The organism is Photobacterium sp. DNB23_23_1 (genome assembly GCF_052873815.1).
Map to the genome: position 1 here is coordinate 182,563 of NZ_JBNNXT010000002.1, position 23,225 is coordinate 205,787.

Annotated in this window: 19 protein-coding genes; 11 read left to right on the forward strand and 8 right to left on the reverse strand. The window is 44.3% G+C overall.

Annotated elements, in window-relative coordinates; genetic code table 11:
- Positions 1-13: 13 nt before the first annotated feature.
- A complete protein-coding gene (punR, locus tag ACVA53_RS02715) occupies positions 14-916 on the reverse strand; it encodes a DNA-binding transcriptional activator PunR (RefSeq protein WP_255042347.1) in 903 nt (300 codons plus the stop codon).
- A 269-nt stretch (positions 917-1,185) separates the two neighbouring features.
- Between punR and punC the strand changes: the two genes are divergently transcribed.
- The 5 genes from punC (at position 1,186) to artM (ending at position 5,703) form a co-directional block, all read left to right on the forward strand.
- The gene (gene punC, locus ACVA53_RS02720) at positions 1,186-2,394 is read left to right on the forward strand and encodes a purine nucleoside transporter PunC (RefSeq protein WP_255042346.1); all 1,209 of its coding nucleotides are present in this window, start codon (positions 1,186-1,188) and stop codon (positions 2,392-2,394) included.
- A 332-nt stretch (positions 2,395-2,726) separates the two neighbouring features.
- Complete coding sequence (gene artP / locus ACVA53_RS02725; protein ID WP_255042344.1) at positions 2,727-3,455, forward strand: arginine ABC transporter ATP-binding protein ArtP; 729 nt, start codon at positions 2,727-2,729, stop codon at positions 3,453-3,455.
- A 95-nt stretch (positions 3,456-3,550) separates the two neighbouring features.
- Positions 3,551-4,282: a lysine/arginine/ornithine ABC transporter substrate-binding protein gene (locus ACVA53_RS02730; protein WP_255042343.1), complete on the forward strand. Its 732-nt coding sequence runs from the start codon at positions 3,551-3,553 to the stop codon at positions 4,280-4,282.
- Positions 4,283-4,285: 3 nt separating this feature from the next.
- The gene (artQ, locus tag ACVA53_RS02735) at positions 4,286-5,035 is read left to right on the forward strand and encodes an arginine ABC transporter permease ArtQ (RefSeq protein ID WP_255042342.1); all 750 of its coding nucleotides are present in this window, start codon (positions 4,286-4,288) and stop codon (positions 5,033-5,035) included.
- A complete protein-coding gene (gene artM, locus ACVA53_RS02740; RefSeq protein WP_255042341.1) occupies positions 5,032-5,703 on the forward strand; it encodes an arginine ABC transporter permease ArtM in 672 nt (223 codons plus the stop codon). The genes artQ and artM overlap by 4 nt, the downstream gene beginning before the upstream one ends.
- A gap of 145 nt (positions 5,704-5,848) precedes the next feature.
- Here the strand turns inward: artM and ACVA53_RS02745 are convergent, their stop codons facing one another.
- Complete coding sequence (locus tag ACVA53_RS02745; protein ID WP_446504444.1) at positions 5,849-7,129, reverse strand: DUF5666 domain-containing protein; 1,281 nt, start codon at positions 7,127-7,129, stop codon at positions 5,849-5,851.
- A 354-nt stretch (positions 7,130-7,483) separates the two neighbouring features.
- On the opposite strand from ACVA53_RS02745, the gene ACVA53_RS02750 reads away from it, so the two are divergent.
- Positions 7,484-8,482 (forward strand): substrate-binding domain-containing protein, encoded by a 999-nt coding sequence (locus ACVA53_RS02750; RefSeq protein WP_255042339.1) that lies wholly within the window; start codon positions 7,484-7,486, stop codon positions 8,480-8,482.
- 37 nt (positions 8,483-8,519) lie between these two features.
- Positions 8,520-9,113 carry an HD domain-containing protein gene (locus tag ACVA53_RS02755; protein ID WP_255042338.1) on the forward strand — a complete coding sequence of 198 codons (594 nt, stop codon included), beginning with the start codon at positions 8,520-8,522 and terminating at the stop codon, positions 9,111-9,113.
- A 40-nt stretch (positions 9,114-9,153) separates the two neighbouring features.
- On the opposite strand, the gene ACVA53_RS02760 is transcribed toward ACVA53_RS02755, so the two are convergent.
- Both ACVA53_RS02760 and ACVA53_RS02765 read right to left on the reverse strand, forming a co-directional pair.
- Complete coding sequence (locus ACVA53_RS02760; protein ID WP_255042337.1) at positions 9,154-9,417, reverse strand: hypothetical protein; 264 nt, start codon at positions 9,415-9,417, stop codon at positions 9,154-9,156.
- A gap of 329 nt (positions 9,418-9,746) precedes the next feature.
- Complete coding sequence (locus tag ACVA53_RS02765) at positions 9,747-11,171, reverse strand: glycoside hydrolase family 1 protein (protein WP_446504445.1); 1,425 nt, start codon at positions 11,169-11,171, stop codon at positions 9,747-9,749.
- A gap of 260 nt (positions 11,172-11,431) precedes the next feature.
- On the opposite strand from ACVA53_RS02765, the gene ACVA53_RS02770 reads away from it, so the two are divergent.
- Positions 11,432-12,148, forward strand: a complete 717-nt coding sequence (locus ACVA53_RS02770) for a GntR family transcriptional regulator (RefSeq protein WP_446504446.1) — start codon at positions 11,432-11,434, stop codon at positions 12,146-12,148.
- A gap of 389 nt (positions 12,149-12,537) precedes the next feature.
- Entirely contained in the window at positions 12,538-12,726 is a 189-nt protein-coding gene (locus ACVA53_RS02775) for a hypothetical protein (protein ID WP_255042333.1), read from the forward strand.
- A gap of 463 nt (positions 12,727-13,189) precedes the next feature.
- On the opposite strand, the gene galM is transcribed toward ACVA53_RS02775, so the two are convergent.
- From galM to galE, 4 genes are all read right to left on the reverse strand, one after another.
- Positions 13,190-14,275: a galactose-1-epimerase gene (galM, locus tag ACVA53_RS02780; RefSeq protein ID WP_255042332.1), complete on the reverse strand. Its 1,086-nt coding sequence runs from the start codon at positions 14,273-14,275 to the stop codon at positions 13,190-13,192.
- A gap of 28 nt (positions 14,276-14,303) precedes the next feature.
- A complete protein-coding gene (galK, locus tag ACVA53_RS02785; protein WP_446504447.1) occupies positions 14,304-15,467 on the reverse strand; it encodes a galactokinase in 1,164 nt (387 codons plus the stop codon).
- A gap of 29 nt (positions 15,468-15,496) precedes the next feature.
- The gene (locus ACVA53_RS02790; RefSeq protein WP_255042330.1) at positions 15,497-16,570 is read right to left on the reverse strand and encodes a UDP-glucose--hexose-1-phosphate uridylyltransferase; all 1,074 of its coding nucleotides are present in this window, start codon (positions 16,568-16,570) and stop codon (positions 15,497-15,499) included.
- Positions 16,571-16,675: 105 nt separating this feature from the next.
- The gene (galE, locus tag ACVA53_RS02795) at positions 16,676-17,686 is read right to left on the reverse strand and encodes a UDP-glucose 4-epimerase GalE (RefSeq protein ID WP_446504448.1); all 1,011 of its coding nucleotides are present in this window, start codon (positions 17,684-17,686) and stop codon (positions 16,676-16,678) included.
- A 501-nt stretch (positions 17,687-18,187) separates the two neighbouring features.
- Here galE and ACVA53_RS02800 point away from each other — a divergent pair.
- Both ACVA53_RS02800 and gltS read left to right on the forward strand, forming a co-directional pair.
- The gene (locus ACVA53_RS02800) at positions 18,188-21,322 is read left to right on the forward strand and encodes an EAL domain-containing protein (protein ID WP_446504449.1); all 3,135 of its coding nucleotides are present in this window, start codon (positions 18,188-18,190) and stop codon (positions 21,320-21,322) included.
- A gap of 630 nt (positions 21,323-21,952) precedes the next feature.
- Entirely contained in the window at positions 21,953-23,176 is a 1,224-nt protein-coding gene (gene gltS / locus ACVA53_RS02805; RefSeq protein WP_255042327.1) for a sodium/glutamate symporter, read from the forward strand.
- The last annotated feature ends 49 nt before the right edge of the window (positions 23,177-23,225 follow it).

The window sequence follows — 23,225 nt, forward strand, 5'->3', positions numbered from 1 at the left end:
GCAAAGAATGGGCTTACCGCATCCATTCGCGATGGAGCTGCTCGCTGTCACCCAGGTAATCGAGCAGCCAATCAATCGCTGGGTTTTGACTTTCTTTGTTCCAAGCCAAACAACAAGGGCTGACTGGTGGCTTTACTGCGAGTTGTTTTTCCACCAACTCACCGCTTTCGATAAGTGGCAAGGCCTTGTGCTCTGGCACCACACAAATCCCAAGTCCTGATTTCAAACATGACATCGCACTGTGCCAGTTCGGTACCATGATCCGACGCTGGTTATCCATCAACCACGTCACTCGCTTAGGCAATACCCGTGACGTATCTTCAAGGCAGATAGCCGGATACTCTACCAACTCTTTAGCTTCCAGTGGATAGTCTATATCAGCCAAAGGATGATCAGGGCTAACGACAAACCGCCACTCCAAAACTCCCATGTCGCGATAATCAAAATATCCGCTAACTGGCACCGCTGCCGTTGCGCCGATAGCAATATCTGCCCGGCCATCCGACAACGCATCCCATACGCCGTTGAACACCTCCATCGTCAGATGTAACTCCATATCAGGGAATTGCCGATAGAAATCTCGTACCAGTGTATTTACCCGGCTCTCACGAACCACCGTATCAAGCGCCACCGACACACTTTGTGACCAGCCATTGGCAACACGCTGGGTTTGCAGTTTCAGCATCTCCATCTGCTTGAGTAGCCCTCTGGCTTCCTCAACAAAAAACTCCCCAGCTGGGGTTAACTGCACTTGCCGGTGAAGCCGAACAAACAAGTCGACGGCTAACCGCTCCTCAATCACCCTGACGGTATAGCTAATTGCACTGGGCACTTTGTGTAATTCTTCAGCAGCAGCCGAAAAACTTCCGCGCCGAGCAACCACATCAATCACTTGTAAGTCGTTATATGAAAACATCAGGATCTTCCTTTAGTTCGTGCCTAGCTCGTTAAAACCGCAGCCAGAGTTGCTGATTTTCACAGCAATAACACAACAAGTAGCACCCAATTAACACAAATTGTGCAATATTCAACCTTACTCTGTGCGCAAGGTAAAGCACGCTACATTGATGCAAAAACAATCAAATCAAATTTATTGAAAGCAACGTTGAAATTTTACCGTTTCACACCATAAAAAACCATGTATAGACTTGCCGCAAAGTACAAAACAGCTAATGAAATAAAACTATGACAAATCAACCTTCAAAAATGACCACTATGTGGTTTGCGTGTTTAAGTATGCTGGGCTTCCTAGCAACTGACATGTACCTTCCTGCTTTCGAAGTAATTCGAGAGGATTTTGATACATCACAATCACTTATTGGCCTAACACTCAGTATTTTCTTGTTAGGTATGGCAATCGGCCAGCTTATTTACGGCCCACTGTCTGATCGTATTGGTCGTATCAAAGTGCTAATAGGCGGTATGACGCTCTTCAGTATCGCTTCTGTATTCTGTGCCTTTGCTCCGAATGTTGAGCTTATGTTGGCAGCTCGCTTTGCACAGGCACTAGGCGCATGTAGCGCTACCGTGATCTGGCAAGCTGTCGTTATCGACCGCTACGAAGGCAAAGTCTCTGAGCGTGTATTTGCGACCATCATGCCATTAGTTGCCCTATCACCAGCACTTGCTCCCCTTGCAGGCGCGATGCTTGAGCACCAATTTGGCTGGCGTAGCATCTTTGTTGCTCTGGTTGGCTTTGGTGCTGTTTTGTCCATTATGACGCTTAAGGAAACTGAAAGTGCGAATTTGGACAAAAAACAAGAAAAAATAATGGTACAGCTACGCCGTGACTATGCTCAAATCCTGAGTTCAAAAAAATTCATTGGTAACATGATCATTTTTGCTGCGTGTTCTGCTGCTTTCTTTGCTTACCTAACAGGCTCACCATTTGTCATGGCCGCTATGGGTTACTCGGGTGCAGATATCGGCCTGAGCTACGCGCCACAAACTGTTGCGTTCATCATCGGTGGTTACGGTTGCCGTACCCTACTGAACAAATACGATAGCCAGCAATTGCTTCCGTGGATCCTGAAGCTATTCTTTGCCAGCGTAACGATTATGTTCATGATCTCGATTCAGACAGAGCCGACCACAATTTGGCCTATCCTTGTACCATTCTGTTTCCTAGCGGTGGCTAACGGTGCAATTTACCCGCTTATCATCAGCAAAGCATTGGAAGATTTCAAAAACTGTAGTGCGACAGCAGCAGGCTTACTTAACTTCCTGCAAACAATGGTCTGTTTCGCAGCAAGTGGCTTAGTATCAGCATTCGCAATGCACGGCTTGATAACGGTAACCATTGCGATGTTTATCACCGGTTTTGTAGCACTTATTGGTTATACGTTTGTCGTTAAAGCCCGCCGCGAAACAGCCGAAATTGCCCAAACGGTATAATTTCATCACACGGTAAACCCCAGACAGTCAAAGGCCGCTTTCTAAGTGGCCTTTTTTACATCTGCTGCTTTATGCAGGGTATCAACATTCTCGCTTTTCTTTTCGCCAAACAAATGCGTAATTATTCCCCTCTCTCTTGTTCACTTTCTTGTCCCTTTCACATCTGCCGCACCATTTGTGTATTTACAGTGGTTTAAATGGCAAAAAACCCAAACCACAGAACAAAAATCAAACAAAAATGCAACCTACGGAATATTTTATACATTTTTCTTGCATAAGATCTCACTCTGGGTAATATAACCATCAAATGACGTTTAATGCAGTAAGTCAGCATGAGTATTCAAGTAAAGAGTGTTAATAAATTCTATGGTAATACCCAGGTTCTTCATGATGTTGAGTTCACCTGTGGCAAAGGGGAAACCTTGGTATTGCTTGGCCCAAGTGGCGCAGGCAAAAGCTCTTTACTAAGAGTGCTGAACTTACTGGAAAACGCTAGCAGTGGTCAGCTACAGGTCGCCAACGAAGCCTATGATTTTGCCCAGTCAATATGTGAAAAGCAGGCACTAAAATTAAGACGTAAAGTCGGTATGGTGTTCCAGCAGTACAACCTATGGCCTCACCTTACTGTGATGGAAAACTTGATAGAAGCGCCGATGAAAGTTGCAGGGATTTCTAAGACTCAGGCAACCGACGAAGCCCTGACATTGCTGACAAAATTACAGCTGGCAGATAAAGCGGAAGCTTGGCCCTTGCAATTATCGGGTGGGCAACAACAGCGAGTTGCTATTGCCCGCGCCCTGATGATGAAGCCAGAAGTGCTGTTATTTGATGAGCCAACTGCCGCACTCGATCCTGAAATTACCAATCAGGTTGTCAAAATCATCAATGATCTTGGTGAAACAGGTATCACCCAAGTGGTGGTAACCCATGAAGTAGAATTCGCCAAGAAAATCGCCAGCCACGTGCTGTACCTTGAAAAAGGCCGCATGGTGGAACACGGCACCAAAGAGGCATTTACCCATCCGGCCACACCGGAATTTGCGGAATACCTCACCCACTAAATTGATTTATATACCCAAAGACATTGGGAACATACCCTATTTTCAGCATCACCTACCCACTTGATGCTGCACCTAACGACGCACGGAGTATCGCGATGAAAAAGATTGTATTGGCTACATTGATTGGTTTGGTTTCAGCTAACGCTGCCGCTCAGGAAGAAATTAAGTTTGCGATGGAAGCAACTTATGCCCCATTTGAATACGTTGACGAGAATAATGAGATTCAAGGCTTTGATGTTGATCTGGCCAATGCACTGTGTGATGTCATTGAGGCAAAATGTACTTTCCACAACCAACCTTTTGATAGCCTGATCCCAGCTCTAAAATTCCGTCGTTATGATGCAGCCATCTCAGGTATTGATATTACTGAACAGCGCCAGCAAGTAGTGAACTTCACTAACGCTTACTACGACAACTCAGCCGCTTTTGTTGCCCTAGACGGCAAGGTTGCAGATCAAGCTGCACTAAACGGCAAACGTGTCGGTGTACAAAATGGTTCAACCCACCAAAGCTACTTAACCGAACAACTTGACGGTGTCACCGCCGTTCCATATGGAAGCTACCAGGATGCATTTATCGATATGCAAAATGGTCGTATCGACTCTGTATTTGGTGATACCGCCGTAGTGGCTGAATGGTTCAAGAAGAACGACAGCCTTGTTTATGTAGGTGATCAAGTAACCAGCGCTAAATACTTCGGTAACGGTTTTGGTATTGCCATCAATAAAGACAACCAAGAACTGCTGGACAAACTGAACACGGCACTGAAAACCGTGAAGAACAATGGCCAGTACGATGAAATCTTCAACAAGTACTTTGGTGAGTAATCTATGGCGTTATCAGGTTATGCTCTGACGCTACTTGAGGCAAGCTGGGTGACTATCCAGCTTAGCCTAGCCAGCGTCACTGTTGGGTTGGTCTTGGCTGTATTGTTTGCCAGCGGTGAAATGTCACGGTTTCGTGCCATAGCTTGGCCTGTTACCGCGCTGGTCACCGTGCTTCGGGGCTTACCTGAAATATTGGTTGTACTGTTTATCTTCTTCGGCTCAACGCAAATATTGTTTTTGCTGACCGGAGATTTCATCGAAGTTAGCCCATTTCTGTCAGGGGTCATTGCCTTATCCCTTATTTTTGCTGCTTATGCCTCCCAGACATTGCGAGGCGCGCTAAAGGCTGTACCTAGCGGTCAGCGCGAAGCGGCAAGTGCATTAGGGATCAGCAAACTACGTGCATTCTTTAAGATTGTTCTGCCACAAGCGGTTAGACATGCCCTTCCTGGATTGACGAACCAATGGCTTGTGCTGCTCAAAGACACAGCGCTGGTCTCTTTGATTGGTGTTACTGACCTACTAAAACAGGCCCAGTTAACAGCAGCGGCTACCCACGAAAGTTTTACTTGGTATGCCTGTGCAGCAGCCGTCTATTTAGTCATCACATTGATCACTCAACGCGTTGTTAAACAGCTCGATAAAAAATTTAGCGTACAAGATGGCAACTCACCACAAAGCACATCTGTTAAAAGTAAATCAGTACAAAACAAGCCAGCACCCGCTAATCCAGTAAAAGGAGCAAGCGCATGAATGAACAGCACGTTTGGCAACTGCTCGAAGGGTTAGTCGTCAGTCTTGAGCTAACAGCCGTGTCCTTAATCGTGGGTTGTACATTGGCGTTATTGATGACTTTAACGCTTATATTGAGAACACCAGGCCTTCATTGGCTAAGCCGGGGGATCATTACTTTATTTACCGGTACGCCATTGCTGGTACAGATCTTTTTGATTTACTACGGACCAGGTCAGTTTGAGTGGGTACGAGAAAGCATTTTGTGGCACTGGCTAAGCCAGCCTTGGTTCTGTGCAATGCTTGCACTCGCACTTAATACAGCGGCATACAGTACCCAACTGTTCAAAGGCGCATTCAATGCGATTCCTTCTGGTCAATGGCAAGCCTGTAAAGCCTTGGGAATGGATACCAAAGCAACGCTGGGGGTACTATTACCCTATGCGATTCGCCGCGCCATTCCCGCTTATTCCAACGAAGTCATTCTTGTCTTCAAGGGCACATCACTTGCCAGTACCATCACCATTATGGACATCATGGGGTATGCACAGCGTATCAACGCTCAGACCTACGATACATTAATGGTCTTTAGCGTCGCGGGTGCCTTTTATTTAACAGTCAATGGCGTGCTTACACTCGTTTTCAGACAGGTAGAAAAGAAAGCTCTCGCGTTTGAAGTTGCACGATAAGTAGGTTACGACAAACATATTTAATATCTAGTTTTTGTCCAATGGATTGAAATACTGGATGATGCATATAAACGAATGGGGAGTAGTTAATGGCTGCTCCCCTTTTCTATACCGGTTTGAGTTAAAATAACGTCAAAAATGGCTATCAATCAGGGTCTAGTCGACAAAGTGAGAGGAAATTATCTGATGCCCGCTGACACTCAATATCAACCCATTGCCCATTAAATTGAGCCAGTGATTGATCTGAAGAGGTGTAGCCCCACATCGAATTGCTTTCTACTGGGCCCTCAAGGCTAATTTCGTTATCTTTTCGCTCAGATCTAACTCTCTTCACATGATTACCATTAGTCGCTTTACCGTCGAGTTCAACCCATTGACCGTTGACATTCGATAGGCTGATACCATCATCAAATTCCGTATTAACATCAATAACAAAGGTAATGCCATTTATGCGTAACGTGGTGCCGTCATAACTAGCCTCACCTTCAACATTAAATTCCAAGTTATCCGGAACACTGACCTGATCTTGGAAATCAACTCGCGTTGCAAAAAGCTTATTCTCAAGCTCGATCAAGTCAACTTCGACGATTGCGCCAACGGCCAAGTTTGCTCGAGTCCCATCATCAAAAGAAGTATTGCCATTGGTATGAACTCGGACATTCCCTCCGATATCAAAGCTAGTGAGATCTGGGCTTACCCAGGTAATGATCCCTTCAAGCTCGGTATTACGTACATCATCACTATCTCGGATATCAATCGTTGAAGCAACAAACTGACTTCCGTCAAACTGACCGTACACTTCAACCCACAGTCCATCGGCTAAAGATCTGCTGTCTTCAATCGCGGCGTTGGCGTAATCGACCGAGACAGTGGCTAGCGTGAACACACTTTGAGATGTATCCAACCCAGATATTGCCCCTTCAATTTCAGCCGTTGTTTGAGGATCAACAAGAGTAACGGCAGTGATCTTCCAACTATCATCGGGCTCAACCAGACCATACAACATCACCCAATCACCGATATTAAATTCAACACCGGGATAGTCGTAACTAATACCATTAACTGAAAGGCTATTATCAGAAACAGCTGTCACCTGACCAGTTGCTGCAGGTTGCAGATAAACTTGTTGGGCTTGGTTATTCTGGTACTCAACCTCAACCTGCATCCCTTGCTCAAGCTCATCAAAGCTATAGCTACTGTCATCATAAGTAATCGCAGCTTGTGAGCCATCAAGTTGATGTTTATTTATCGTGAAGGTTTCATCAGGATATGAAACAGAATCTACCGTACCGATTGTTCGTGCAAGTGGTGAGCTATCAACGATATCACTCCCACTATCAGATGAACTTGAATCGGAATCACCACCACAACCTGTGACCCCGAAGGACAATCCTATCGCTATAGAAAGCAAGCTTAGACTTCTCATAAAGTTACCTATAACCAACTCTTGTCCTTGGATATAATTCCTTAGTTTGAATTTATAGCCATACAACAGGCCTTGTTATTTTATTTCTGGCCATCGACATATTGATTTTAATTATAGAGTCCACCGACCTAAAACCTGCCTCAATACTAATAATCTCTGCCTTCTTATCCAAACCAAAAATGTAAGCAAAGCCAGACAGCAAAAACGATCATTTGGTAACGGTTACACTTCTTTTCTCCTTGATTTTTAATAAATATAGTAAGTCGCACTGATTTTCACTGCAATATGATTGCACCCGTTACACAGTCGGTGTTTAATAGGCAGCAAGTTTGATTTGAGCTAGGATGTGTAGCCATGGCTACGATTAAGGATGTGGCCAAACTGGCCGGTGTTTCCGTTGCAACGGTATCACGCGTGATCAATAAATCACCCAAGGCCAGTAAGGCCTCAATTTCATCAGTGACACAGGCGATGAAAGAGCTTGGCTATCGTCCCAATGCCAATGCCAGAGCCTTGGTTAACCAATCCACCAATACAATTGGCGTAGTTGTCGGCGATGTCTCTGATCCCTTCTTTGGCTCCATGTTAAAAGCCATTGACCAGATAGCACGGCAAAACGGCAAGCAAACCCTGATCGGCAATGGCTATCACAACGCCACGACCGAAAAAGAAGCCATTGAACTACTCATCAACAGCCGTTGTGAATCACTAATCATTCACAGCAAAGGCCTGAGTAATCAAGAGCTGATTGATTTTGCCAATGAGGTGCCGGGAATGGTGGTTATCAACCGCTATATTCCTGAAATAGCCCATCGCTGTATTGCACTCGATAACCATAAGGGCTCATATCTCGCGACTGAATACCTGATCAAGAACGGCCACCAGCATATCGGTTACGCCTGCTCAAACCATGACATTGAAGATACCGAGCAGCGCCTCGCCGGATACCTCGATGCACTGCGGGCTTATAACCTACCGACCGATAACAGCTACATTGAATACAGCTCACCCGATGAAGCCGGTGGTGAGCATGCGATGATGAATCTACTCTCCAAAAATCTGCCAATTACGGCGGTTGCCGCTTACAACGACAACATGGCCGCAGGGTGTTTATCGGTACTGGAAGAAAACGGCCTTACCCCACCACAAGATATCTCTCTGATCGGTTTCGATGATGGTATCATCGCAAAATATTTGAGCCCGAAACTAACCACAGTTCGTTACCCGATCAACATCATGGCAGAGCAAGCAGCGAACCTATCGTTGTCATTGGCCAAAGGTGATGAAAACAAGGCGTGTACCCGGATGTTTGTCCCTACCCTCGTACGACGCTTGTCCGTCACCCAGAAGTAACGCGATCACAACGATCGAAAAGCAATAAGAGGAATGTATGCTTAATCTCGACAAACAGTTGGCTTTTATTAATGAATTGGATCGCCTAAAAGCGGTCTACCGCAAAACCATGGTAAAGCCAGATAACAATCGCCAGGAAAACAGTGCGGAGCACAGCTGGCACATTGCTCTTATGGCACAAGTACTAAAGGACTATATCGAAGAGCCTGTCGATGTGAATCGCGCAGTCATGATGCTACTCATCCATGACATCGTTGAGATTGATGCTGGTGATACTTTTGCTTTTGCCGAGCAACATGAACTAGACGGCCAAGAAGAAAAAGAAGTGGCTGCAGCCAACCGTTTGTTTGGACTACTACCAGAAGCGCAGTTCAACGAAATGAAATCGCTATGGCTGGAATTTGAACAAGCTGAAACCGCTGATGCCCGCTTTGCCAAAGCGATGGATCGCATTTTGCCGTTGATCCAGAACATGTCCAACGGTGGTGGTAGCTGGGTAAAGCACACAGTAACCAAACAGCAAGTCCTAAACCGTAATGCGTACCTAGAAAAAGTGACGCCTAAACTATGGCAATACGCTTGCGAACAAATAAATTTAGCCGTTAAAAATGGCTGGCTGATCGACAACTAACCGTTGTTATCACTAGCATATAAAAAAGGCCAAAAGACACCTAATTGTCTTTCGGCCTTTTTATTACGGTAATATTAATAGTAACAAAAATACGGCCATGCTCATCAGTAGTAAAAGAGCCGGTACCAGGCGCATTGGTAGTAATTGTCACGTTACTAACTGGGGTGCCATTATCACTCACTTTTACCCAGGCTCCCTCGTTTTGTGGTGTTACATCAAGGTTTAAATAGGCCATCACTGGTGAGCTTAGTAATACCGCCGCAGTCATCATAGTACCTGTAAATTTAAGCATCATTTTCTCCATTTGAAGATTCGTTTAGGTTCGGAGTTAAATTTAGCGAGAACACTAAGATAAATAAACATTGAGAATTAACCATGTCGTTAGAATTATTCGAACATGATTTTTCGCCCTGATAATGATTCACTATTGAGAATCATATAACTTAATAACATCGTAATTTACTGATAGCTGTTGATTTAATGCGTAATAATTACAAAATATAAATAACAACTCATATAAGCCGATCAATCGTTCAACGATATCAATTCCGTATTAGAACAATAAATGATTAGAAATAATAAAACCCATGAATTACTATGGGTTTATAACGAGACTATTGCGAGAATATCTTCCTAATCTAATTGCTTACCATTGGACTGGATGACTTTCTGATACCAGTAGAAACTGTCTTTTTTATAACGCTTTAGTTCTTTCTCGCTCTCTTCGTCACGGTCTACATAAATAAAACCGTAGCGCTTAGCGTAACCATTTAGCCAGCTAAAGAGATCTTGGCAAGACCATGTACAGTAACCGATAACCTCACAGCCATCGTCAATAGCATCTGAAATCGCCTCAACATGGCGACGAAGAAAGTTGATTCGGTAATCATCGTGTACCTTACCTTCTTGCGTCAACGTATCGAAAGCCCCAAGGCCGTTCTCACTGATGAGAATAGGAAGCTCATAGCGAGAGGTAATTCGGCGCAGTGCAACACGCAGACCGTTTGGGTCAATCGCCCAGTTCCAATCCGTCATATCCAAGTATTCATTATCAACGCGAGCAAATAGCTTATCGGTAGGAATGTCACTGATTTCAGAAACAACTGATACTTGAGAAGCATTCCCTGTTTGCGCGGTGCTTTGTTTATTCCCTGCAGCAACAAAAGTCGCAGACTGATAGTAATTCAAGCCCATGAAGTCACATACACCCGCCGCTAACAGCTCTTTATCTCCCGGCTGGAAGTCGATATGGATGTTCAATGTTTCCAACCGCTTCAAAGCAATTTTCGGATAGCGGCCTTTGGCATACACATCCATCCAGAACAGATCTTGCAACTCTTGTGCATCTTCTGCAGCGATGACATCTTCAGGTTTCGCTGACTGCGCATAAGCTGGGCTATAGGCAAAGCTAGCACCAATTTGGGCCTCGATACCCATTTCACGGAATTTCTTCACTGCACTAGCATTCGCGAGGTTGGCTATATGATTAGCATTAATAAAACGCTGGAAGTCAGACACTTTCGGTGGATGAATTGCTTGCAGGTAACCCAAACTTGTAAAGATGTTCTGTTCGTTAAGGCTGACCCAATATGGCACTTTGTCACCATATTCTTGGAATAGGACCTCGCAGTAACGGGTAAAGTCTTCAATGATTTCACGGCTCTCCCACCCTTGATAATCATCTTGTAGCGCCTGAGGTAGATCCCAGTGGTAAACCGTCAAAATTGGTGTTATGCCATTAGCAATCAGGGTATCGATAACTTTGTGATAGAACTCCACACCTTTCGGATTTACCGAACGGCCATCAGTCATGATACGCGGCCAAGACACCGAAAAACGGTATGCTTGCAGGCCCATTTCCTTCATCAAGGCAATGTCTTGTTCAAAGCGGTGATAGAAATCAATAGCCACTTCACCTGTGGTATTTTTGAAGGTGTTACCCGGTACCCGGGAGTACACGTCCCAAATGGAATCCCCCTTTCCATCGAGGTTTGCAGCTCCCTCAATCTGGTACGCTGCCGATGCACTTCCCCACAAAAACTCATCTTGAAAACTCATATTTCACCCTATGATCTACCCTGCAATCCACTTTCGTGGCCTAGGTCATGACTGTTAAATGTATCCACTATGCAAAAAAACGCCCTTGCGATTTGTTGCAAACAGCGTCGATAGCGAAACACTAAACAAAACCATATGGTTTTACACCAAATCGAGACCCAAAGTTAGATGTTAATCACACTCAGTGCGTTTTTGGGCGCTGCCATCAAAGCAAATTTAAGGTATTCTGCTCTTCCACCCTAAACAGATATAGAACAGTAATGAGCAAATATCAGGCTATCTATCAGCAACTTAAAGCTCGCATTCAATCTGGTGAATACAGCCCTAGTGAGAAACTGCCTGAAGGCAAAAAACTCGCCGCCGAGTTTGACTGCAGTGAAATCACATTGAAGAAAGCGATGGATATTCTGGTGAAAGAAGGAATGGTTGTACGAAAAAGAGGGGCCGGTTCATTCATTAAAAGCACACCGCCACAACAACCAGACAGCCACTTACTAGGAACCAAGTTACGTTACGAAGGCACGGGGAAGAAAGTCGCTACGGAGGTAAAGCAATTTCGAATTGTCGAAGCCAACCATGAAACTTCCGAGCTCGTTTGTGGGGCTATCGGTGATCATCTATATGAAATCACCAGGGTACGTTCAATCGATGACCAGCCAACCATCATTGAATATACTTATATGCCAGCTGCCGTTGTGCAGGGGTTAACTTTGGAGCAAGCTGAAGATTCAATCTATGGCTATATCACGAACACCCTAAACCAAGGGATCCACAGTGCTAATCTGACGATAACTATAGATAAGGCTAACCACCAAGAAAGCCAATGGTTAATTATTCCTGAAGGTGAGCATTTAGTGAACGTATCGCAGCGCGCTTACTTGGATAACGGACAACTTTTTGAGTATTCCGTTGCCAAACACACTTGCGAATCTTTCAAGCTGTCAACGACCTATGTGAAATCGCTGCAGTTGAAGTAGTTGATATAGCGCCCAACGGTACTGTTACGACGAGGCGCTTCCCCCGTGACTTCAAGGTAGACGACGAATGTTGATAAGCAAACGTCAGATTACCGAATAGCCACTCACATCCAACATTCAGCCCATGATGCTCAAGGGACGATAGAGCAGCCTAGTCGCTACATTCCAGCAATCTATTGGCTGGTTTACCTTCTCGCCAAACGAACCTTTAAGGTTTGGCCTCCAAATGAATCAAGCCCTGAATTTTGCTGGGCTTCTTATTTCGTGCGTTAGTAGTCATTATGCGAAACACTTAATACCCAAAATTATGCGTTAATGACCAAGATCAATTAATTGCAAATCAGTTGGCCGTATGTTGGATACATGTTAATCAAAAAGGACGAACGTATATGGAGCTTATTCAAGACCCAAGATGTTATACCGACATCTGTATAGACGGAAAATGGTTTCACCATGACCACTGCACCGATACAGCCTACATGCTTTGGGGCGGCACTACCCCTCACATACAATTAGACAAAACACCAAAAACCGAAAACGAACTCATTGACCTTCTCAATCATGCTAATCGCGGTTAAGATCCATCAAGAGAATGACTTATTACCTAATACAGCTGGTACTCAAATAAAAGTACCAGCTTGTACCATTAACAACCAAATGTTCGCTTATTCATTACTAATAAATCGCTTTCCTAGCCTCGTGAAAACGAAGTAAATAGGGACATAAATAACAAGTAATATCAATGTATCGACTAGGAAGTGTAGCTCTTTCGCCCCCAAGAAAGCGCCAACACAGAAGTTCTTAGCCGTTATTGCACAAAAAACCGACACAAAAGTGACAATAAAAGTCATCGTATTTTTTTTCATTCTTCAACCAATTACACATCCCACATATCTTTGCGGGAGTATACCGCTTGCTAAAGAAAATCGCACAATGTTGAGCCGAACGTATGACGTACATCGCGACTTCGCTAACTCTCCATGTCCAAAAAAAGCCCACTCACTTGAGCAGGCGAACCCCAATTTAAACAAAAGAAAACAACTAAAAAGTAAAACGGTAACCTGTGTAATGGGCATAGGTTTGATTTGGGCGTAAGATGCTCTCTCCCGGCCACTCTGGGTGGTTTGGTGCATCAGGCAGGTACTCGGTCTCTAAGCAAAAACCTTGATGAATACCATATACCCCTGACGTCCCCTTAATACCGGACAAAAAATTACCGGTATAGAGTTGTACCGCCGGCTTGGTCGTTTGCACCGTCATTGTTACTTTTTTATCCGGTGAAACAGCCTTGGCAAAATCTTGAATACCGTTTGCTAGTTCAGACGATAAAATGAAGGCATGGTCATACCCTTTTGCTAATAACTGCTCGGGATCGCTCAGCAAATCTTGTCCAATAGTCTTACTTTCACGAAAATCAAAACCCGTTTGTTCAACCGATTTCAATTCTCCAGTCGGGATCCCTACTTCAGACGTCGGCACAAAATAGTCAGCTTTGATCATTAATTCATGCTGCAAGCAATCTTCAATTGAAGCTTCACCAGCCAAGTTGAAGTAAGCATGGTTGGTCAAGTTCACCGGGCATGGTTGATCACAGTTTGCCTGATAGCTAATGGCAACCGTATTATCAGCCGTAAGTTCAAATGTGACTTTTGCTTCTAATCTGCCAGGAAAGCCTTGATCACCATCTTCTGAGACTATGCTTAGTTCCAGTTTTGAGTCGCTGTGCGAAATAACACTCCAACGACGTTTATCGAAGCCGTCAGGCCCACCATGCAAGGTGTTACCCGCTTGGTTGGTAGTAACTTGGGTTGTTTTCCCCTCGATGGTGAATTGACCATTCGCGATTCGGTTGGCATAACGCCCAACAGTGGCTCCCAAGTACGCACTTTGCGCCTGGTGATCGGCCAAGGTTGCACAGCCGAGTATCACTTCACGAACTTCGCGCTTCTCAGCGATGTCTCCACTCACAGGCACAGTACAACTTAACCAAGTTGCACCGATATCCATGAAGGTTGCGGTCATTCCCGATGCATTGATCAGGGTGAACAGATTGGCAGGGCGGCCATCATAGGCCACCTCCATGGTCATGGTTTCATGCAGCGCTAACACTTTATGAGGTAGTGTCATATTCATTCCTTATTTGAGTTATCTCAACTTAGGCAAGTGCGCCAGCACCAGCTTTTGCTTTACACACATAAATCGTTTCTTTTAGGCCAGTCTTCGCTTCATATTTTTCAGCAAGTACGGCTGCCACTTCATCAACCAATGCCGGTGGCACAATAGACACAATACAACCACCGAAACCACCGCCGGTCATACGTACCCCACCCTGATCGCCAATGACCTCTTTCACGATATCAACAATAAAATCAATTTCAGGGACAGTGATTTCAAAATCATCACGCATTGAAGCATGAGATTGTGCCATTAGCTCACCCATACGCTTCATATCGCCTTGGCTTAGAGCGATAGCCGCTTCTTCTGTACGGTCGTTTTCAGTGATCACGTGACGAGCACGTTTGGCAACCATTTCATCCAATTCCTCAACACGGGCGTTGAACTGCTCGATAGTAACGTCACGTAGCGCTTTCACACCGAAAATACGTGCCGCTTCTTCACATTGTTCGCGGCGAGTATTGTACTCACTGTCGACCAAACCACGTTTTTTATTAGAGTTGATAATCACTACTGCCATATCTTCCGGCATTGAAACCGCTTTGGTTTCTAGTGAACGGCAGTCAATTAGCAAGGCATGGTTTTGTTGACCTTCGGCAGAAATCAACTGATCCATGATGCCGCAGTTACAACCTACGAATTCGTTTTCTGCTTGCTGACCATTCAGTGCAATTTCCTGCTGGCTAATTTCAAGCGCGAATAGAGTCTTGAACGTTTGGCCAATGACCACTTCCAGTGCCGCTGATGAGCTCAAACCTGCGCCTTGTGGAACATTACCGCTTACCGCAATATCTGCACCTGTGAATTCGTAACCACGCTCGCGTAGACACTTCACCACCCCTTTGATGTAGTTAATCCACATGCACTCTTCATCAAAAGTGATATCAGCCGTGAGATCAAACTCTTTGGTTTGGTTGTCATAATCAACAGAAACAACACGTACGATGTTGTCATCACGACGAGCAGCAGCAACAAACGCTTGATAATCGATCGCACACGGTAGTACAAAACCGTCATTATAATCAGTGTGTTCACCAATTAAATTTACACGGCCCGGCGCTTGGATCAGATGAGTCGCCTCGTAACCCAATACGGAAGAGAATGATGTATTAACAGCGTCAATAAGCAGTTGTGTTTTAGACATAATATATTCCTATCTTTCTGTTGGGTTACTTATTTATTATTTGAAGTAGTCATTTCACGGTAATGTACGTCACTAAGGGCACACAGTTTGTCTGCCGCCTGCTCTGCTGTCAGATCACGCTGACTTTCAGCAAGCATTTCATAGCCCACCATAAACTTACGCACGGTGGCAGAGCGAAGCAGTGGCGGATAGAACAGCGCATGTAACTGCCAATGATCTGTCGAAGTATCACCGTCTTTGAAGAACGGCGCATAATGCCAGCCCATAGAATAAGGGAAGGAGCACTTGAACAGGTTGTCGTAGCGACTGGTCAGTTTTTTGATCGCCACAGCCAGATCATCACGTTGTTCGTCAGTGAGATCATTCATACGACGAACATGGGTTTTCGGCATCAACATGGTTTCAAATGGCCATGCAGCCCAGTAAGGTACAACAGCAATCCAATGCTCTGTTTCAACCACTGTGCGTGAACCATCAGCCATTTCTGCTTTTGCATAATCCACTAGCAAGTTTGAGCCTTGCTGTTGGTAATAAGCGCGTAAGTTTTCGTCTTTGCGTGCAATTTCATTAGGTAAAAAGCTATTTGCCCAAATTTGACCATGTGGATGCGGCTGTGAACAGCCCATTGCTGAGCCTTTGTTTTCAAATGCCTGTACCCAAACGTATTTTTCACCTAACTCTTCAATTTGATCGTTCCAAGTATCAATAACTTTACGAATCATACCGACAGGAAGCTCAGGGAGAGTTTTGCTGTGATCCGGCGAAAAACAGATAACACGGCTCAAACCGCGTGCACTTTCACAGCGAAACAGAGGATTGCCTGACTCAGGCGCATCAGGCGTATCTTGAGTTAAGGCTGCATGGTCGTTATTGAACACATAAGTGTCAGCATAATCAGGGTTTTTGTCACCTGATACTCGGGTATTGGTCGGGCACAGAAAACACTCGCTGTCATACGTTTTGTCTTCCGCTAGCTCTGGGGTCTCATCAGCCCCCTGCCACGGACGCTTGGCTCGGTGTGGTGAGACCAGAATATATTGACCAGTCAAAGGATTGTAGCGACGGTGAGGGTGGTCTACGGGATTAAATTTTTGTTCAGACATTATATAAACTCGCAACTACAGGTTAACTGTAAAAAAATAAAAATAGGAACAGGCAAACATAGGAGGGAAAGCGCTGCCTGCGCCCCAAAATCATAGAGAGACTAATTAATAGCCGTTCGGGTTTTCCGACTGCCAGCGCCAAGTATCAGCAGCCATCGCAGTGACATCAAATTTCGCTTCCCAGCCTAGATCAACGCGTGCTTTTGCTGGATCAGCCCAACATTCTGCGATGTCACCAGGGCGGCGTGGACAGATTTTATAAGCGACATCATGGCCGCATGCATGACTAAAGGCATCAACCATCTCAAGTACACTGCTACCTTTACCTGTGCCGAGGTTGTAGATATGAAGGCCAGCCTTTTCACCCACAGCCCGCAAGGCTGCTATGTGACCATCGGCCAAGTCCATAACATGTATATAATCTCGAATTCCGGTACCATCTGGAGTTGGGTAGTCATTGCCAAAGACAGAAAGGTATTCGCGACGGCCTACCGCCACTTGAGCAATAAACGGCATCAAGTTATTAGGGATACCTTGCGGGTCTTCACCCATAGTGCCTGATGGATGAGCACCAACAGGGTTGAAATAACGCAACAGCGTTATGCTCATTTGTGGAACGGCGACCTGAATATCACGAAGACACTCTTCCACCATATATTTACTGCGGCCATATGGATTAGTCACTTGACCTGTAGGCGTCGTTTCTTTGATTGGGATCTCTTTAGGATCACCATAAACCGTTGCTGATGAGCTAAATACCAAGCTGTTTACCCCAGCCTGTTTCATAGCATCCACCAGCATCAATGTGCCATGAACATTGTTGTCGTAATATTCAAGTGGCTTTTCAACGGACTCACCCACCGCCTTCAAGCCAGCGAAGTGGATAACAGAGCGAATATCATTCTCAGAGAAGATCTGATCTAAAATCTCACGGTCACGGATGTCACCATGATAGAAAGCCGGCTTTGCCCCTGTCAGTGCTTCAACTCGCTCAAGCACAGCGTCTTTACTGTTGCAAAGGTTATCCAGAATGATTGGCTCAAGGCCTGATTCAATCATTTGTACACAGGTATGGCTGCCAATATAGCCCATACCACCAGTTACCAACACCTTCATCACTCTCTCCTAATTCACTGCCAATGACTCACTCAGATATAGTCACTTCAGAAATAGTCACTTCAGAAATAGTCACTTCAGAAATCACAACGTCTTGTTCCTAACTGCGGACAATTTTAACAACAAGCATAAAATGAAATCTGTGATCATCCCCACACAGTGTAAACGTTTCCACAAAATCTCACCACTATCGTCAGCATCCAAGCTATCAAAAAACAGAGAATAAGTGAGGCGCAAATCGAAAAAGACTAAAATACAAGCATTTAAATGTATATTTAGGCACCATATCAGATTCAATCTGCGAAATAGGCATCGAAGATAAGTGAAAACGATTAACTACAAGAGAAAGAGAGCGTCCTATTCGTATAAAAGTGACACAGCAGACAAATTTGTATATCCAAGCTATGCGTTACGATGAATATGTCTAGTTTTGCCTACTCTTATGCACCAACAGGTACAAAAAGACTATACTAACCATGTTGATATGCGTCATGGTGAAGTATGAAGACAGCGATAATACGGTTTTTACTCTTTTTTATTCCCCTACTGACTATTACGTCTGCGTCTATCTTTTATATCTACAATGAAGATTTAAACCAGCTCAACCAACGTATCCAAGATCGTGAAAATAGCCGTCACCAGTCTTCACTCCATATTACTCGCTTGCATTTCGCCCCAATTATTGAAGATTTGAGGTACTTAACAGAGAAAGCCAAAGAACTTTCAGAAACATCATTAGGTATAGAAAGGCAGCACGAGATTCTAACAGCCAGCTTCCAGCGCTTATCAACCACCCGTCACTATTACGATCAAGTTCGGCTTCTCAATGCCGAGGGCCAAGAAGTTATCCGGGTCAATAAAGTCGGTGAGACTGCAGCAGTCCTTCCTTCTAATCAGCTTCAAGACAAAAGCCAGCGCGACTATGTCAAGCAGGCGTTAAGGATCCAGCCAGGCAGATTCTATACATCCCAATTTGACTTAAACCAAGAAAATGGTCAAATCGAACTCCCTCATAAGCCTATGTTGCGCTTTGTCAGCCATTTCAAAATAAACGGACAAAGCTGGCTAATCACCCTCAATTACTTAGGGATTGACTACCTAGAAGAGCTAAAAGGTCAATACGGTTGGGATCACGTTCAAAACTGGTTGGTCAATAATCACGGACAATGGCTACTGGGGCCAACATCTGATAGCGCATGGCAATTCATGCCCTCCATCAACAAGCCCGAAGAGGAAGATTTCAACACCCGTTATCCACAGCTATGGCAAGACATAAACCTTAACGATTCGGGGCAGGTCATCATTGATGATCACCTCTATACTTTCACTCGTTTTTTTTCAGGTTCTGCTTTCAGTGGAGAAAACAGCTTCACCTTGCCTTTTCAAGGCTCAGATTTACCATGGACCATCATTTCACGCGTCAATATGACAGACGCGGTCACCGAGCTGGCTTTTACCCAAACGCGAATATTAAAGCTGGTTATCTTTACAGGGCTGATCATAAGCCTGGTATCAGGCTGCTTGGTGCTGGCTTGGCATTTATCTCAATTACTCAATGCGCAACGTAAGTTGACACTGAAGATTGAAGATACAGCCTTGCAGTATGCAACAGTATTACGTCATGTGTCCGACGGTTTAATAACTCTTGATCAAGACATGAAAATTGTCACTGCCAATAACGCAGCCATACAAATTCTATCCTTAGGTAATAAGGAAGTGATCGGCTGCACCTTGACAAAACTACTACCCGGTTCACAGTCCCGGCGGCAAGTCGAAGCGATTATAGAGCAACTCCATCAACTAAGAGAAAAAAAGCAGCCAACAATCAAAATCCGGCTGCAGTTTAACAACCTGAAAACAAAACATATAGAAATCATCGCAACCGAAACGACCTACAGCTCAAGCCGGGAGATTTTACTAAACCTACGAGATGTAACCTACTGGATTGAACGGGAAGAAAAACTCAAGAGTATGTCGCGGGCACTTGAGCAAAGTAATGATGCCATCATCATTACAGACCGCAGAGGCGTAGTGGAATATGTAAACCGCTCTTTCGAAAAGCATAACGGGATAACATCTAAAGATATTATCGGCAAACAGTCCAACGAACTGCTGAGAAACACACTCAATAACCTCAACGACGTCAAACATGTCCAAAAGCAGTTAAAAGAGGGTCATGTCATTGAGCGGGTTATTGCGCATAAGCAGGGTGATGAGCAAATCATATACGAAGAAAAAACCATTGCACCAATCCGAAATAGTCGCGGAAAGATCAGCCATTATATATCTACGGGTAAGGATATAACGGAACGTGTCTTATTTGAAAACCGCTTACATCGCTTGGTTCATTACGACTTATTAACTGAATTGCCAAACCGCACTTTACTGCAACAGCAACTCTGTGCGGCAGTGAAATGCAATAAGATTACAGGTGAGAATATCGCCCTTCTCTCATTGGATTTGGATTACTTCAAGCAGATTAATGACTCCTTAGGTCACGCTGTCGGTGATAAAGTGATCAAAACAACAGCCAAGCGTATCCACCACCTATTAAGAGAAACCGATTTCCTTGCAAGGCTCGGTGGTGATGAGTTCGCTATTTTACTGACACAAAGTGCCAAACTACAGAATGTCACCACTATAGCCACTCGCATTCTCAAGTATCTCTCTGCCCCACTGGTCATTGAAGGCAAAGAGTTATTTTTGACCGCGAGTATCGGAATTAGCGTCTTTCCTGATGATTCTGATGTGGCTGAAAATCTCAGCAAGTATGCAGATATCGCTCTATACAGAGCGAAAGAACAAGGTCGCAATCAGTTTTGCTTCTACACACAAGAAATGGGTGTTAACAGTATTCTGCAAATTCAATTAGAATCAGAACTTCGCCGAACAGTCGGTTCAGATCGCTATGAGTTTTTCTACCAACCCAAAGTCAATGCCAGTGATCATCGTGTATGCGGTGTAGAGGCATTGCTGCGTTGGCGTAATGAATACGGCGAGCATGAATCGCCGCTTAATATTATTCCTATTCTTGAGCGCTCGGGTGTCATTATCGAGGCAGGAGAATACCTGATAAAAAAAGCATGCCGACAATTAAAAGCGTGGCAATCCAATGATATTTATCTTAATTTTGCTATTAATATCTCAGCTCAACAGTTATTAAGCTCTAATATTGTCGAGACTATTGATAAGGCTATCATTCAAAGTGGTTGTGATCCGCAGTATCTCGAAGTAGAAATCACCGAGACCGTTATCATGTCAGATGTCGATACCGCTCTCGATAAATTAATTAAACTTGAAGCACTGGGTGTAAAGATTGCAATCGATGATTTTGGAACCGGCTACTCCTCGTTAGCTTACCTTAGCCGCTTCCCTATCCACATACTCAAAATTGATCGTGAGTTCATTAAAGATCTCCCCTGGAATAAAGATAACATTGCCATCACCCGCTCTATTGTAGAACTAGCACACAACCTAGATATGCAAGTTGTCGCTGAGGGTGTCGAAACTCAAGCTCAATGTGATTTTTTAACCAGTATCGGAGTAGAAGAATTCCAAGGGTACTTCTTCGGCCGTCCCCAGCCTGTTAATGAGTTTGAACAGCATTATCTTCATACTAATGAAAGTACTGTGTAAGCTTGAATGGCGCTTGCAGCGTAATTAGTACGCAGCAATCACCTAATTATTCGAATTCTTGGTCGCTATATAGATAAAACAGCAAAAAAATTGATCTCACACTGATTATATACGCTGTTTTATTAACCACCACTCCCAGTAAATCAATCAAAGCTGTAGTTTAAGAGAGTCCGTGATAAAAAAATTCAAAAAAATATTGATATAAAAGCACTCACAGAGGTGATTATTAAGCCTAATCACCCTATTTGCTTACAAAACAGTCGACAAATTTAGTGGTGTAACATATTAATTACAATACTTATTAGTTTATATATTCCGCCGTTTCCGTATAGATATTCATCGCTTCAGCATTAGCCTACTGATTTTAAAGCAGACATGTTTACGCCTTAAGACTTTTCTTATTTTTAAACCTTATTATCAACACAGAAGCACCAACATCATCAATGAGAACACATCAATAACAAAGCACACCATAGCTTTGCTTGTTAATATACATAAACACCAAAATCAAAACATAAACAACCAACCCGCAACCACGGGTCTACACTATTGAAGTTGAAATGGCAATATAGGCAGTCGCCATTTTAGGGGGTAAAATTAACGCCTAAAAAACAATGAAAAGACATAATCATGAATTCAGTTATACAAGTAAGCGAACTTGAGTCGTTTCTCATTGCGATTATTGTGCTTTTTCTTGGCTACTTCATTAATAGCAAAGTGAAGGCATTCCGGAAGTACAATATTCCAGAGCCTATTGTTGGCGGGTTGATTGTTGCCATACTAATTGCAATTTTACATGCTCAAGGTATCGACATTACCTTCAAGCTAAGCCTGAAAGACACATTAATGCAGATGTTCTTTGCTACGGTTGGCTTGGCGGCAAGCTTTAAGCTGTTGGCCAAAGGTGGCTCGCGGGTTTTCTTATTCCTTGCAATCGCAACGCTGTACATCATTATCCAAAATGCGGTCGGTGTTAGCCTAAGCACCATGCTTGGTCTCGATCCCCTGATTGGACTAATGGTGGGCTCTATAACCCTATCGGGCGGACACGGTACAGGCGCGGCTTGGTCACAGACCTTTGCAGATATCTATGGCCTGCATACCCTCGAGCTCTCTATGGCCGCCGCCACATTTGGTTTGGTCATGGGTGGTATCATCGGTGGGCCGATTGCACAGCGTCTAATCTCCAAGTTCTCGCTAAAGTCTGAATTTGGTGCCGGTGAAAAACACCATATCGAGCATCCTGACTTAGTAACATACAGTGATAACGAAGAAGATCGCATTACCGGCAAGAACACTATTGAAGTACTCTTTATCTTGCTAATTTGTGTTGCCGGCGCTGCGCACGTCAAAGAGCTAGTCGACAGCTTTGGCATCAACTGGCTACGTATCCCTGACTTTGTATACGCCCTTTTTATTGGTGTTTTCATTACCAACGTTTGTGAGACCACCAAAGTCTACAAGATCAATAATGAAACCGTCGATGCACTGGGTACAATTTCGCTGTCACTGTTCTTAGCGATGGCGCTAATGAGTCTTCAGTTGTGGGAGTTGCTCGGCCTTGCCTTACCTATGATTGTGATTTTATCGGTACAAACAATCACGCTGGCAGCGTTTGCTTACTTTGTCACTTTCCGTTTGATGGGTAAAACCTATGATGCCGCGGTTATTGCGGGTGGTCACTGTGGTTTTGGCATGGGGGCAACACCGACTGCGGTAATGAACATGGGTGCGCTTGTTTCACGAAATGGTCCATCACCACAAGCATTCATGGTCGTACCAATTGTCGGGGCTTTCTTTATCGACATTGCCAACCTGATCGTACTGCAGACCTATATCAGTTTCATTCAGTAAACTCCCTTCTTGCCGGGCCTAACAGGCCCGGCTTTGCCGTTCGGCATCT

Coding starts and splice junctions, on each gene's coding strand:
- artQ (WP_255042342.1), top strand. CDS start 4,286: ATGGCGTTATCAGGTTATGCTCTGACGCTACTTGAGGCAAGCTGGGTG.
- gltS (WP_255042327.1), top strand. CDS start 21,953: ATGAATTCAGTTATACAAGTAAGCGAACTTGAGTCGTTTCTCATTGCG.
- punR (WP_255042347.1), bottom strand. CDS start 916: ATGTTTTCATATAACGACTTACAAGTGATTGATGTGGTTGCTCGGCGC.
- ACVA53_RS02730 (WP_255042343.1), top strand. CDS start 3,551: ATGAAAAAGATTGTATTGGCTACATTGATTGGTTTGGTTTCAGCTAAC.
- punC (WP_255042346.1), top strand. CDS start 1,186: ATGACAAATCAACCTTCAAAAATGACCACTATGTGGTTTGCGTGTTTA.
- artP (WP_255042344.1), top strand. CDS start 2,727: ATGAGTATTCAAGTAAAGAGTGTTAATAAATTCTATGGTAATACCCAG.
- galK (WP_446504447.1), bottom strand. CDS start 15,467: ATGTCTAAAACACAACTGCTTATTGACGCTGTTAATACATCATTCTCT.
- ACVA53_RS02750 (WP_255042339.1), top strand. CDS start 7,484: ATGGCTACGATTAAGGATGTGGCCAAACTGGCCGGTGTTTCCGTTGCA.
- ACVA53_RS02770 (WP_446504446.1), top strand. CDS start 11,432: ATGAGCAAATATCAGGCTATCTATCAGCAACTTAAAGCTCGCATTCAA.
- ACVA53_RS02765 (WP_446504445.1), bottom strand. CDS start 11,171: ATGAGTTTTCAAGATGAGTTTTTGTGGGGAAGTGCATCGGCAGCGTAC.
- ACVA53_RS02760 (WP_255042337.1), bottom strand. CDS start 9,417: ATGGAGAAAATGATGCTTAAATTTACAGGTACTATGATGACTGCGGCG.
- ACVA53_RS02800 (WP_446504449.1), top strand. CDS start 18,188: ATGAAGACAGCGATAATACGGTTTTTACTCTTTTTTATTCCCCTACTG.
- artM (WP_255042341.1), top strand. CDS start 5,032: ATGAATGAACAGCACGTTTGGCAACTGCTCGAAGGGTTAGTCGTCAGT.
- galE (WP_446504448.1), bottom strand. CDS start 17,686: ATGAAGGTGTTGGTAACTGGTGGTATGGGCTATATTGGCAGCCATACC.
- ACVA53_RS02745 (WP_446504444.1), bottom strand. CDS start 7,129: ATGAGAAGTCTAAGCTTGCTTTCTATAGCGATAGGATTGTCCTTCGGG.
- ACVA53_RS02790 (WP_255042330.1), bottom strand. CDS start 16,570: ATGTCTGAACAAAAATTTAATCCCGTAGACCACCCTCACCGTCGCTAC.
- galM (WP_255042332.1), bottom strand. CDS start 14,275: ATGACACTACCTCATAAAGTGTTAGCGCTGCATGAAACCATGACCATG.
- ACVA53_RS02775 (WP_255042333.1), top strand. CDS start 12,538: ATGGAGCTTATTCAAGACCCAAGATGTTATACCGACATCTGTATAGAC.
- ACVA53_RS02755 (WP_255042338.1), top strand. CDS start 8,520: ATGCTTAATCTCGACAAACAGTTGGCTTTTATTAATGAATTGGATCGC.